Source organism: Mesorhizobium sp. C089B (genome assembly GCF_030323125.1).
In the GTDB taxonomy this organism is placed as follows: domain Bacteria; phylum Pseudomonadota; class Alphaproteobacteria; order Rhizobiales; family Rhizobiaceae; genus Mesorhizobium.
In genome coordinates this window covers 530,057-541,993 of sequence record NZ_CP100469.1, presented here as the reverse complement: position 1 = coordinate 541,993, position 11,937 = coordinate 530,057, and the positions used below count along the sequence as shown (strand labels likewise).

The window sequence follows — 11,937 nt, the reverse complement described above, 5'->3', positions numbered from 1 at the left end:
CCCTCCCCCTTATGGGGAGGGTCGCTGCGCAGCAGCGGGGTGGGGGTACTGCCGTGGGCTGTCGTCATCATACCCCCAACACCTCGTGCAGCTGTTGCGTGTGAGCGGCAAGCTCGCTTACGGCAAAACCCTCCACCACCTTGCCGTGCTCCATCAGGTAGAAGCGGTCGGCGATGCGGGCGGCGAAGCGGAAATTCTGCTCGACGAGCAGGATGGTCATGCCGCGCTTTTTCAAGGTCGCCAGCAGTTCGCCGATGCGCTGGACGATGACCGGCGCCAGGCCCTCGGTCGGCTCGTCGAGCAGCAGCATCTGCACGCCCGTCCGCAGGATGCGGGCGATGGCCAGCATCTGCTGTTCGCCGCCGGAGAGTTTGGTGCCGGGGCTGTTGCGGCGCTCCTTGAGGTTGGGAAAGAGATCGAAGATCTCGTCGACGCTCATGCCGCCCTTGGCCACCACCGGCGGCAGGATCAGGTTCTCGTCGACGGTGAGCGTGGCGAAGATGCCGCGTTCCTCCGGCACGAAGCCGATGCCGCGATGGGCAACACGATGCAGCGGCAGGCGCATCAGGTCGCTGCCGTCGAAGGCGACGCTGCCGCTGCGCTTGCGGACCAGCCCCATGATGGCGCGCAGCGTTGTGGTCTTGCCGACGCCGTTGCGGCCGAGCAGCGTCACGGTCTCACCGCGAAAAACGTCGAGGTTGACGCCATGCAGCGCATGGCCCTCGCCATACCAGGCATGGAGATCGCGCACGGCAAGCAGCGGCTCACTCATGCTCGGTCCCCCTGCTCGGTCCCCATGTAAGCGATCCTGACGCGCTCGTCCTTGCTCACCGTCGCGTAGTCGCCGGCGGCGAGCACCTGGCCGCGCTGCATGACGGTGATCCAGTCGCAGAGGTCGGCGACGACGGTGAGATTGTGCTCGACCATCAGCACGGCGCGGTCCGTTGCCAGCGAGCGGATGATGCCGGAAATGACGCCGACATCCTCGTGCCCCATGCCGGCCATCGGCTCGTCGAGCAGCAGCACTTTCGGGTCGAGCGCCAGCGTGGTGGCGATCTCGAGCACGCGCTTTCGGCCATAGGAGAGATCGCCGGCCGGACGATGCGCGACATCGTCGAGACCGACGACGGCAAGCAGTTCGCGCGCCCGTGGAGTCAGTTGGTCAAGCGCGGCCAGCGAGCGCCAGAACTGGAAGCCGAGCCCGCTCGGCCGCTGCAAGGCGACGCGGACATTGTCGAGCACGCTCAGATGCGGAAAGATCGCCGATATCTGGAACGAGCGGACGAGACCCATGCGCGCCACCCTGGCCGGCGCGGTGCGGGTGATGTCGTTGCCCAACAGTTCGATCCTGCCGCTGCTCGGCTGCAGGAACTTGGTCAAGAGGTTGAAGATCGTCGTCTTGCCGGCGCCGTTCGGCCCGATCAGTGCATGGATCTGGCCGTGATGGACGTCGAGGTCGACATTGTTGACGGCGACGAAACCGGCAAAATCGCGCCGCAGGCCGCGGGCGGAGAGCACCACCCGCGGCTTGATTTCGGCACCGTCCGGCTGGACGGCCACGGCTTGCGCCAGCGTCACTTGGTGACGAGCGGGCAGCCGCTGTCTTCAGCCTTGATGAAGGCCTTGTCGCCCGGAATGGTCGCAAGGTAGGTGTAGTAGTCCCAGTCCTTCTTCGACTCCTCGGGCTTTTTGACCTGATAGAGATACATGTCGTGCACCATCGAGCCGTCGGCCTGTACCTTGCCGTTGGCGTTGATGATGTCGTCGACGGGCATTTCATGGAGTTGCTTGGCGACCGCCTCGGTTTCGTCGGTGCCGGCCTTGTCGATGGCCTTGAGATATTGCAGCACCGCCGAATAGGTGCCGGCCTGGATCATGTTGGGCATGCGGTTGGTGCGCTTGAAGAAGCGCCCGGCGAAGTCGCGGCTCTTGTCGTCGCGGTCCCAGTAAAACCCTTCGGTGAGCACCACGCCCTGCGCCGCCTGCAGGCCGAGGCCGTGCACCTCGGCAAGCGTGAACAGAAGTGCTGCCAGCCGCTGGCCGCCGGCGACGATGCCGAACTCGGCCGCCTGCTTGATGGTATTGGAGGTGTCGAGGCCGGCATTGGCAAGGCCGATAACCTTGGCGCCGGAGGACTGCGCCTGCAGCAGGAAGGAGGAATAATCCGTCGATCCCAAGGGGTAACGCACCTCGCCCAGCACTTTGCCGCCGCTTGCCTCAACAACCTTTGAGGTCTGCTCCTTCAGCGAATAGCCGAAGGCATAGTCGACGGTGATGAAATACCAGCTGTCGCCGCCCTGCTGCACCAGCGCGCCGCCGGTGCCGACCGCCTGCGAGTGGGTATCGTAAGCCCAGTGGAAACCGTAGGGCGAGCATTGCTTGCCGGTCAGGTCGGCCGATGCCGCTCCGGTGACGATGTCGATCTTCTTCTTTTCCTTGGACAACCCCTGGACGGCGAGCGCCACCGAGGATGTCGTCAGTTCCATGATCGCGTCGACCTGCTCGGTGTCGTACCACTGGCGCGCAATGTTGGAGGCAATGTCGGGCTTGTTCTGGTGATCGGCGTTGACGATCTCGATTGGCGCGCCCTGCACCTTGCCGCCAAAATCCTCGACCGCCATCCTGGCGGCCTCGACCGACCATTTGCCGCCGAAATCGGCATAGACGCCCGACTGGTCGTTGAGGATGCCGATCTTGACCTTGCCGTCGGAAATTTCGCCGGCCGCCGCCGGCATCGCAGTCGCCGCAAGCAGCGCGGCTGAGACGAGATAGGATGCTTTCACAGGTGGTTCCTCCCTTGTGGCCGACGCTGGAAAACGCGGCGGCCTTGCAATGGTTCAACAGCTCCGTCCGGTACTCGCTGAAATCCGGGCCAGCGCCCGCCACTTCTCCTCTTGGCAACCCCTCCGCCCTGGGTGCGCCGGGAACCGTAGCATCACATTTCGCAAGGGGAGAATGCTATTTTCGTAGCATGGCGTGTGGGCGCTACCAGTCCGGCTCAATTGGAAGGTCTTCGGAAAAGCCGCTCGGGCCAGGAAGGGACAGCGTTGCGGCCGCGGCGTCTCGCAATGCCGCCGGAGGCCTTTTGAGATGTTCGCTGTCCAGCGGAAGGGCAAGATAGGCGGTGGCAATGCGTGCAGCCGCTTCCGCCTGTTCACGATCTCTCATTGCCTTGACCGCAGACCGATCAGGCAGCGTGGCCAGCCAAGCCTTGTGCAGAGCGAACATTCGAGGGTCGACCGTCGGCATGCTTACGGGATAGCCACGCTCATCGATCGCCACAGCCTCCACCTTCGGGGCGTTGATGAGCCATTGCAGCCCCTCCATGGGTGCGCTGTCGAGATCGTCGGCATGCTGTGTAATCGAGGTAGTGGCGTTGTCCTTGAGGACATGTCTTGCCTGCGGACGGATCAGGTCGACCAGATAGCCATCACGGTTCGCTGCCCTGAAGGCCCGGGGCTGGAGCGGCTTGAAGGACCTGTCCACTTTACGCAACACGCCTATCAGGCCGGACTGGCTTACCCTCTCGCCGGTCACGAAGCTGATGCGACGTCGCGAATCGAAGAGCAGGTCGATGTCGCCGGTTGCCGTGAGACCGCTGGTGATCTGGACGCCCGCCAGAGCCTCGTAAGCGAACAGCGCATTCGTGCCGACAACCAGCAACTGCTTGCCCAGCAGGTCTGTTTCGGCGCACCGCCGCAATATCCGTGCGGCGATGGCCGGTACCCTGCCCAACCCCATTGCCACATTGACTTTCGCCAGGCCGTTCAGGCGATCGGCCAGACCTGCCAGCAGATCCTTGTTCTGCACCCTGCCCTCGGAAAACGCAGCGAACGCCTTCTCCGTCTGGCTGCTTTTCGGCCCGAGTGAATTCTCGACCTGCCGGACCTTCCGCAGCAGGTATTCAGCACCGCTGCGCTCAACCCAGCGCATGCTGCCTGCAAAGCGCCTTTGGCGCTGGTCATCAGCACGCTGCCAGGCCTCGTAGACCTGTTGCGTATCTATGAGTTGGCGCCGCTGCTCGCCGGTCAACTCTCTCAGCATCGTTTTCCACTCTTAAGCCAAGATCAAGTTAACATAGTGGAAAACTCTTAATTAACAATATGTTGCTATGTTTTTTCCACTATCGCAGCTATCACCCACACGTCAAGTGGAAAATACCCTAAAAACAATAGGTTATGTCCAAGAAAGGGAGGCCAGAACCTCACACGCGGGTTTTTAGCTGCGCGCACCATGGCAGCCGCTTGCCGTCGCCTCACCGCTTCTGCGGATAGATCGTCTCGCCGCGCTTCAGCATCTCGACAAAAGCCTCGATCTTCTTCCTGCGCCCCGCCTCCGTCTTCATGTTGTGCGTTCGAAACGCCAGCGCGAACCGGTTCTGGGCGGAAAGCTTTGCCAGCATCTCCTTCGCCTTCGGCTCGGCATCGATGGCGGCCTGCAGATCGTCAGGGATCTTCATGTCCTTGCCTGAGGCATAGGCGCGGTCCCAGCGGCCGTCGGCCTTGGCCGCCTCGACCTGTTTCAGCCCGTGTTCGGTCATGCGGCCCTCCTCGACCAGGCGGGCGACATTGTCGATGTTGATCTTGCTCCAGATGCTCTTCTTGCCGCGCGGCGTGTAGCGCTGCAGAAAGCTCTTGTCGTCGAGCGGCTTGCGTATGGCGTCGATCCAGCCGAAGCACAGCGCCACGTCGATGGCCTGCTTCGGCGTGATCGAGGCGAGGCCCGAGCCGACCTTGTGGACCTTGATCCAGACCTCGCTCTCGCCGGCATGATTTTCGCGCAGCCAGGCGTAAAAACTGTCGGGATCGGGGAATTCATGAACCTTGTCGGGATCGACCTTGAACGGCGCCATCATCACCTCGTTGTTGCCGGGCCGGCTGTATCGGCTGTCGATGCCAGTTTCCGTCAGCGGCGTCGATACCCCCTAGCCTATTGCGAGCCGGCTTGCGCCGCAGCCGACGCCCGTGGCAGTTTCCTGCTGGTCAGCCGGGCAAGGCAGACTGCAATTCGGGGGAAATGCCATGCGAGCGATGTTACTCGGCCTCATCCTTCTGCTGCCGACCTCGGCACTGGCCGAACCGATCGAAACCCAGAAAATCATCACCGCGCTGACCGGCGACTTCAATGGCGACGGCGCCGCCGATCTGGCGATGATCGTCGAGACCGAGCCCGAAGACGATACCATGGACATGCATTTCTTCCTGAGGGACAAAAAGTACAATTTTCTGAAACCCGCCGGCGTCGTGCATGAGCAGGTCTACGGCGAATGGAACGACTACGACCAGCCGCATTATGAGGGCTCCGGCATCGAACCGGAGTTGACCTTGCTGCCCAACGGCTCGATCAAGATCTATCTGCCGGGGCTGATCGGCCCCGGCGAGCGGACCGACATGACGCTGACCATCGCCTGGCGCAACGAGGCCTTCGTCGTCGCCGGCGTTGCCTATGACCATTACAAATACCAGTCCGTTGTCGTCTACAGCAGCTGCGACTACGACGTGCTGACCGGCAAGGGCAAAAGTATGCAGACGCAGGATGATGATAGCAAGGTGAACAGTATCGTGTCTGTCGAAGGCCAGGTCGTGCCCTTCGCGGAGTGGGACACGGGGACGCCTTTTAGGGTGTGCGGGGATTGAGGGGGCAGCCAATCTCCCCCCTTGTGGGGGAGATGGCCGGCAGGGGGGCCGCTGTCCCGCCAACGCACCGGCTAGTGTCAGCCACGTTTATCCCGCGATTCTTGTCAGAAAATAGATCGAGAGGTCGCGATCCTTCGCGCCCCCCTCTGCCCTGCCGGGCATCTCCCCCACTTGGGGGGAGATTGGCTTCACTGCAGATGCGGTTTCTTCAAAAAGCTGTTTCGGTCGGCGGATTTCACTCGCAGCCAAGTCTCACGACCGTCACGCACGACCCTGAGAGGAATCTCCGAACCCGCCGGATTCTGCCATAGCTTGCGGTAGAAATCGGCGAGACCGTCGACCTCGCCATCGCGCACGTCGGAGATGATGTCGCCCTGGCGCAGGCCGGCCTTGGCGGCGGGGCCGCCTTCGGCGACGCTCATCACCACGACCGCACCGTTCGACTCGGCCGAGAAGGCGCCGAGCCATGGGCGCGGCGGCTTCGCCACCTGGCCGCGCGTCAGGAGATCGTCGAGGATCGGGGTCAGAAGGTTGATCGGCACGACCATGTTGATGTCGGCGACCTCGCCGTTGCGGCTCATCTGCAAAAGCAGCGAACCGATGCCGAGCAGGCTGCCATCCTGGCCGATGAGCGCCGCGCCGCCCCAGGACGGATGCGCCGGGGCAATGAAGATCGCCTCGTCGAGCAGATATTCCCAATAGCCGGCGAATTCCTGCTTGGTGACGATGTGTGCCTTGACCGAGCGGCCGGTGCCGTCGGCAAACACCACGGGGTCGCCGATCTTCGCCTTCGAGGCGTCACCCAGCGCCACCGCCGGCAGGCCGAGCGGCGCCAGCGCCTGCACCAGGCCGAAGCCTGTCTCCTGGTCATAGGCCAGCGCATGCGCCGGCACGACGCGGCCGTCCTGGTCGGTCAGCCAGACCTCCTCGGCCTCGGTGATGAGATAGCCGATGGTGAGCACCAGCCCGTCGCCGCGGATGACGACGCCGCTGCCTTCCCGGCGCGTGCCCAGGGCATTGGCCGTGAAGGCATCGTCGGGAACCATGGCGCGCACGCCAACGACGGAGCGCAAGAGCGGGGAAACGGGATCGATCGGCATGCGGTCATCCTGGCAGATATGCGTGGGCAGTATCCTCTATAGGTATGCCGCGCTGCACAGGGCGCAAGGGCTTAGGCAACAAGGCAATCATTTCAGAGGCTGGCGCTGCCCCTCATCCGCCTGCCGGTGTCCAGCCGATAGATGGGTAACACTTTGAACCGGATACATAGGTGACACTTCTCTCCCCCTATGCGTCCGCCGCAGCGCCAAGCGGATTGGTTGGCGCGGCGCTGCGGCGGACAAGCTTCATGTGCCGTGTGTCGATGATGCCGAGCGGGTGGGCATGGAATGAGAGTGTCCATTGTCCGTCTTCGGTCTCCAACGCAGCGACCGGTTCGCCCGCCAGCGCTTGCGAGACATATATGAAGCCGCCATTCCATCGGATCTCGCCATTGTGGCGCACGCGGCGGACCGAGGCCTCGGCCGGATAGACGGGCTCGGGTGGTGTCCTGGGCATGGCGCGCTGTGAGGACCGGTAGTGCTGGGCGGGCGTATCCATGCCCAGCGCCTCATGGGGACGTTCCTCATTGTAGCTGTGGCGGAAGGTCTCGAAGGCCTGGCCCTGTGCCGTTCGGTCGGCTTCCGGTGCCTCGGCCATCGGCAGCATGGTCAGGTGAAAGCGCTCGTGACGTCCGTTCTGCTGTGGCCTGCCGGGTGCGATCCGCTCCAAGGTGATGCCGAGCTTGATGAAGCGCACGACAAGCGGCGTCAGCCCGGTGACGCCGGCCGATGCGAAGGGCGGGCCATTGTCGCTTCTGAAGCGATCCGGCAGGCCATGCTCTTCAAACAGCCGTTCGAACACCGGCCAGGCTTCGCTATCGGCCGTCGACCCCGTCGCTTCGAGCGCCAGGAGGTAGCGGCTCGACGCATCCATCACCGTCAAGGGTTCGCAACGCCACCCGTCACGGGTCCGAAACCAGCCCTTGTGATCGCCAGTCCACACCGCGTTCGGTTCTTGCGGCTGTGGCCAGGGTCCATTGCCGCAGGCCCGCAGGCGGGGTCGCTTGCGGGCGCGGACAAGCCCATGCCGCGCAAGGATCGCGCCGACCGTCGAGGCTGAAGGCCACATGAACTCGGGAGCCGTGCGCCTGAGCCGTGCCACGATCTTCTTTGGACCCCAGAGCGGATGCAGCTCCTTGGCCGCCACAATCCGCTCAACCAGATCCTGAGCTGTCGCCCGGCCATGATTGAGCGGGGCTCGCGGCAGGTCGTGCAAACCCTCAGGCCCAAACGTCCGATAGCGTCCTAGCCATTGTAGCCGTTCTTGCGTGAGATCCCGTAGGCCGCACAAAGCGCAACCATCGTCTCATCCCCAGAAAGACACTCCACAACAAACCGTAGCCGCTCGTCCATGATGCCAGTCTCTCGCCAAACCATCGCCGGTCCTCCGGCGGACAAGAAAACTGTCACCCATGCTATCGGTCCATTCTGTTACCTATCTATCCGGTTCGGACAGGGGCGCCACCTCTCCCCGTATAGTGACGGGGAGAAGGGAGATGGCCGCAACATCGGCGCTCTTGGCAACGCTGGCAATTGGGGAAATCAGTAGGCGACAGCGTCCTTCTCCCCGTCACTATACGGGGAGAAGTGCCCGGCAGGGCGATGAGGGGCGGCGCCGACATCGATAATAGTTCAACACAAGTTGAACCTTTCTGAATTGCACCTATGTGTTCCCGTATCTAGGTTCCGCCGACTTTTCCGCCATCAGTCTCGCGCCGTCGCGCAAGTCGTTTCGCCCGCCAAACCAAGGAATTTCCCGCATGACCGAATACACCCCACCGAAAGTCTGGAGCTGGAAGAAAGCCAATGGCGGTACGTTCGCCAGCATCAACCGGCCTATTGCCGGTCCGACGCATGACAAGGTGCTGCCGGTCGGCAAGCATCCGCTGCAGCTCTATTCGCTGGCGACGCCGAATGGGGTCAAAGTGACTGTCATGCTGGAGGAGCTTCTGGCGCTCGGCCACAAGGGCGCCGAATACGACGCCTGGCTGATCCGCATCAACGATGGCGACCAGTTCGGCTCGGGCTTTGTCGAGGTCAACCCCAACTCCAAGATCCCGGCGCTGCTCGACCGCAGCGGCAAGACGCCTGTCCGCGTCTTCGAGTCCGGCTCGATCCTGCTTTATCTCGCGGAAAAGTTCGGCGAGTTCCTGCCGACCGAACAGCCGGCGCGCGCGGAAACCTTGTCCTGGCTGTTCTGGCAGATGGGCTCGGCGCCCTATCTCGGCGGCGGCTTCGGCCATTTCTACGCCTATGCGCCGGAAAAGTTCGAATACGCCATCGACCGCTTCGCCATGGAGACCAAGCGCCAGCTCGACGTGCTCGACCGGCGGCTGGCGGAGACCGAATATCTCGGCGGCGCCTTCTATTCGATCGCCGACATGGCGGTATGGCCCTGGTATGGCGGCCTGGCGCTCGGCCGCATGTACAATGATTCCGCCGAGTTCCTGTCGGTGCAGGACTACGAGCACGTACAACGCTGGGCCAGGGCGATCGACGCCCGCCCGACCGTGCAACGCGGCCGCATGGTCAACCGCGCCTTCGGCGACCCCGCCATGCAACTGCACGAGCGCCACGACGCCAGCGATTTCGAGACGAAGACGCAGGATAAATTGGTGGTGGCGGAGTGAGCTAATCTCCCCCCTTGAGGGGGAGATGGCCGGCAGGCCAGAGGGGGTCGGCTCGACTGGGCGCGACCTCCTGCGACTGATGAAGGTTAGCGCTCCACGCGCGGCGACCCCCTCCGCCTTCGGCGACATCTCCCCCTCGAGGGGGAGATTAGCCCATCAATTTCGCCAGCCTCGGCACGCCTTCACCCACGGCGCGTTCATCTGCGAGCGTAAAGCTCATCCGCATCGTGTTGCGGCCCGAACCGTCGGCGTAGAATGCGTTGCCCGGCACGAAGGCGACGCGGGCTTCCTTGACCGAGCGGGCGAGCAGCGCGGTGGCATCCGAACCTTCAGGCAATGTCAGCCAGACGAACATGCCGCCTTCCGGTCGGCTCCAGCTGACGCCATCCGGCATTTCCGCTTCGAGTGCCGCAAGCAAGCCGTCGCGGCGCTGGCGATAGGCGCCGATCAGCTTTTCCACCTGGCCGTCGTACACGGCCTCGGAGACGCGGTGCATGACCAGCTGGTTGATCGACGGGCTGTGCAGGTCCGACGCCTGCTTCATCAGCACCAGCCGCTCGACGACGCGGCGCGGCGCGCAGACCCAGCCGACGCGCATGCCCGGTGACAGGATTTTCGAGAACGAGCCGCAATAGAGCGTGCGGGCATTGTCGATGCCGCCTGAGCGTTCGCAGTCGAGCGCCAGCATCGGCGGCTGGCCCTCGCCGTCATAGCGCAGCGCGCGATAGGCGGCGTCCTCGATGATGGCAATGTCGAGCTCGCCGGCGAGGTCGAGCACCGCCTCGCGCTGCTGGCGATTCAGCGTCTCGCCGGTCGGGTTGGCGAAATCCGGAACGAGATAAGCGAATTTCACCTTGCCGCCTGCAGCGGCAGCAGCGGCCTGGTAGGCGGCAGGCGTCATGTTGCCGCCGTCCGGCGTCAGCCGGTCGTAGCGCGGTTCGTAGGCGTTGAAGGCCTGCAGCGCGCCGAGATAGGTCGGCCATGTTACCAGTGCTGTGTCGCCCGGCGACAGGAAAAGCTTGCCGAGATAGTCCAGCGCCTGCTGCGAGCCGGAGGTGATGAAGATGTTGTGCTCGTCGCAGGCGATGCCAAGCTTGCCCATCTGGCCGGCCAGCCATTTTCTGAGCGGCAGATAGCCTTCGGAGACCTGATACTGAAGTGCTGCGCTCGCCTCCGCACCGCCCAGCACCGAGGCATAGGCATCGGCGATCGCCTGGGCCGGAAACAAGGCCGGATCGGGGATGCCGCCGGCAAAGGAGATGATGTCGGGCTGGTCGAGCAGTTTGAGCAGCTCGCGGATTTCCGACGCCTTCATGCGCGAGGCGCGCGACGCCAACAGGTCCATCAAACTCACGAGCCCACCTCCCGGGATACGGCATCTGGTCCAGCATGACCGTTCCGGCCCATGCGATTAGGTCAATCTGACTGACCTATTATCAGGCTCCCTCACCCGCTGGAATAGCCAGACCCTCATTCCGCGTGGCCCAGACGAAAAAGCAAACACATTTCTGCCCTGGACAGGGAAAATTGTTGCGCGCCGAGGGGCGCGGATGCAACCTCATTCCGAGCGGACCGACATAAAAAGAAAAGCGGCCTCAACAAGGGAGGTTAAAATGACGCTTGAGCTCATCGGGGCCGGATTCGGCCGCACCGGCACATGGTCGACCTTTGCCGCGCTGAACAGGCTGGGCCTTCCCAGCTACCATATGCAGGAAGTCATCCTCAACAAGGCCAACAAGGGCCATCTCGACTTCTGGCGCAAGGTGGCCAACAGCCCGCCCGGCAGCCAGCACGACTGGACCAGAGTCTTTGCCAATTACAAGGCGACGGTCGACAATCCGGGATGCTGCGTGTGGCGCGAATTGATGGCCGCCTATCCCGACGCCAAGGTGCTGCTCACCCTGCATCCGCGCGGCGCCGAGGCCTGGTACGACAGCACCATCGACACCATCCACTTCACCGAGACATTGTGGCAGTTCAAGGTGCTGGAATGGCTGACGCCGTTCGGCCGCAAATTCGGCGACATGTCGCACAGACTGATCTGGGGCCGCACGCTTGCCGGCGTGATGGACGACCGCGCCAAGGCGGTGGCGCGCTACAACGCCTATACCGAGGAGGTGATAGCGGCCGTGCCGCCGGAGAAGCTTCTGGTGTTCAAGGTCAGCGACGGCTGGGCGCCGCTCTGCGGCTTCCTCGGCGTGGCGCTGCCCAACGAGCCCTTCCCCAACCTCAACGACCGCGAAAGCGTGAAGAAGATCATCCGCGACATCATCAAGGGCAGCTACATCATGCTGGGGCTGTCGGTGGCGGCGGTGCTTGCGGCGATCGCGGCGCTGTGGTGGTGGCTGGGGTAGCCGCCGGACCGTCAGGATATTGCTACTTGCGCGTGATCCAGCCGAGCAGATCCGGCTCGACGTCTTCGTGGTCGGTCAGGTCGCGAACCAGGGAAGCGGCGAGCGCGCGCCAGCGCTTTTCCGGGACATTGTCTTCCATCACCGATTTGATGAAGGCGGCGCGCAGGATGGCGCAATCGAAGGCGGATACATCGAAAAGCAGTTCTGCCATTTCGGT

11 protein-coding genes and 1 pseudogene are annotated in these 11,937 nt (G+C 63.4%); 3 read left to right on the top strand and 9 right to left on the bottom strand.

All coding sequences use genetic code 11. From position 1 onward, the window contains the following. Nucleotides 1-67: 67 nt before the first annotated feature. The 5 genes from NLY44_RS02680 to NLY44_RS02660 all read right to left on the bottom strand — a co-directional run bounded on the left by NLY44_RS02680 (nt 68) and on the right by NLY44_RS02660 (nt 4,852). Nucleotides 68-772, bottom strand: a complete 705-nt coding sequence (locus NLY44_RS02680; protein ID WP_023671422.1) for an ABC transporter ATP-binding protein — start codon at nt 770-772, stop codon at nt 68-70. After that, nucleotides 769-1,560 carry an ABC transporter ATP-binding protein gene (locus NLY44_RS02675; protein ID WP_286456597.1) on the bottom strand — a complete coding sequence of 264 codons (792 nt, stop codon included), beginning with the start codon at nt 1,558-1,560 and terminating at the stop codon, nt 769-771. Before NLY44_RS02675 ends, NLY44_RS02680 begins: the two co-directional genes overlap by 4 nt. A gap of 14 nt (nt 1,561-1,574) precedes the next feature. Then, the gene (locus NLY44_RS02670) at nt 1,575-2,783 is read right to left on the bottom strand and encodes an ABC transporter substrate-binding protein (RefSeq protein WP_023689847.1); all 1,209 of its coding nucleotides are present in this window, start codon (nt 2,781-2,783) and stop codon (nt 1,575-1,577) included. Nucleotides 2,784-2,985: 202 nt separating this feature from the next. Next, entirely contained in the window at nt 2,986-4,044 is a 1,059-nt protein-coding gene (locus tag NLY44_RS02665; protein WP_023689846.1) for a GSU2403 family nucleotidyltransferase fold protein, read from the bottom strand. Between the two features lie 211 nt (nt 4,045-4,255). Next, nucleotides 4,256-4,852, bottom strand: coding sequence for a YdeI/OmpD-associated family protein (locus tag NLY44_RS02660; RefSeq protein WP_023693762.1), 597 nt, complete (start codon nt 4,850-4,852; stop codon nt 4,256-4,258). A gap of 169 nt (nt 4,853-5,021) precedes the next feature. Here NLY44_RS02660 and NLY44_RS02655 point away from each other — a divergent pair, with 169 nt between their 5' ends. Beyond that, nucleotides 5,022-5,636 carry a hypothetical protein gene (locus NLY44_RS02655; RefSeq protein ID WP_023693763.1) on the top strand — a complete coding sequence of 205 codons (615 nt, stop codon included), beginning with the start codon at nt 5,022-5,024 and terminating at the stop codon, nt 5,634-5,636. Between the two features lie 188 nt (nt 5,637-5,824). Here the strand turns inward: NLY44_RS02655 and NLY44_RS02650 are convergent, their stop codons facing one another. Together NLY44_RS02650 and NLY44_RS02645 are read right to left on the bottom strand one after the other, a co-directional pair. Next, nucleotides 5,825-6,736 (bottom strand): S1C family serine protease, encoded by a 912-nt coding sequence (locus NLY44_RS02650; RefSeq protein WP_023671416.1) that lies wholly within the window; start codon nt 6,734-6,736, stop codon nt 5,825-5,827. Between the two features lie 187 nt (nt 6,737-6,923). Further along, nucleotides 6,924-8,113, bottom strand: a pseudogene (locus tag NLY44_RS02645) (integrase core domain-containing protein). Nucleotides 8,114-8,496: 383 nt separating this feature from the next. On the opposite strand from NLY44_RS02645, the gene yghU reads away from it, so the two are divergent. After that, nucleotides 8,497-9,366 carry a glutathione-dependent disulfide-bond oxidoreductase gene (yghU, locus tag NLY44_RS02640; protein WP_023671415.1) on the top strand — a complete coding sequence of 290 codons (870 nt, stop codon included), beginning with the start codon at nt 8,497-8,499 and terminating at the stop codon, nt 9,364-9,366. 148 nt (nt 9,367-9,514) lie between these two features. Here yghU and NLY44_RS02635 read toward each other — a convergent pair whose 3' ends face one another. After that, nucleotides 9,515-10,711 (bottom strand): aminotransferase-like domain-containing protein, encoded by a 1,197-nt coding sequence (locus NLY44_RS02635; RefSeq protein WP_031201932.1) that lies wholly within the window; start codon nt 10,709-10,711, stop codon nt 9,515-9,517. Between the two features lie 268 nt (nt 10,712-10,979). Between NLY44_RS02635 and NLY44_RS02630 the strand changes: the two genes are divergently transcribed. Then, the gene (locus tag NLY44_RS02630) at nt 10,980-11,720 is read left to right on the top strand and encodes a sulfotransferase family protein (RefSeq protein WP_023693766.1); all 741 of its coding nucleotides are present in this window, start codon (nt 10,980-10,982) and stop codon (nt 11,718-11,720) included. Nucleotides 11,721-11,742: 22 nt separating this feature from the next. Here the strand turns inward: NLY44_RS02630 and NLY44_RS02625 are convergent, their stop codons facing one another. Then, nucleotides 11,743-11,931, bottom strand: coding sequence for a hypothetical protein (locus NLY44_RS02625; protein ID WP_023671412.1), 189 nt, complete (start codon nt 11,929-11,931; stop codon nt 11,743-11,745). Nucleotides 11,932-11,937: the final 6 nt, after the last annotated feature.

Coding starts and splice junctions, on each gene's coding strand:
- NLY44_RS02680 (WP_023671422.1), bottom strand. CDS start 772: ATGAGTGAGCCGCTGCTTGCCGTGCGCGATCTCCATGCCTGGTATGGC.
- NLY44_RS02665 (WP_023689846.1), bottom strand. CDS start 4,044: ATGCTGAGAGAGTTGACCGGCGAGCAGCGGCGCCAACTCATAGATACG.
- NLY44_RS02660 (WP_023693762.1), bottom strand. CDS start 4,852: ATGGCGCCGTTCAAGGTCGATCCCGACAAGGTTCATGAATTCCCCGAT.
- NLY44_RS02655 (WP_023693763.1), top strand. CDS start 5,022: ATGCGAGCGATGTTACTCGGCCTCATCCTTCTGCTGCCGACCTCGGCA.
- NLY44_RS02650 (WP_023671416.1), bottom strand. CDS start 6,736: ATGCCGATCGATCCCGTTTCCCCGCTCTTGCGCTCCGTCGTTGGCGTG.
- yghU (WP_023671415.1), top strand. CDS start 8,497: ATGACCGAATACACCCCACCGAAAGTCTGGAGCTGGAAGAAAGCCAAT.
- NLY44_RS02635 (WP_031201932.1), bottom strand. CDS start 10,711: ATGGACCTGTTGGCGTCGCGCGCCTCGCGCATGAAGGCGTCGGAAATC.
- NLY44_RS02630 (WP_023693766.1), top strand. CDS start 10,980: ATGACGCTTGAGCTCATCGGGGCCGGATTCGGCCGCACCGGCACATGG.
- NLY44_RS02625 (WP_023671412.1), bottom strand. CDS start 11,931: ATGGCAGAACTGCTTTTCGATGTATCCGCCTTCGATTGCGCCATCCTG.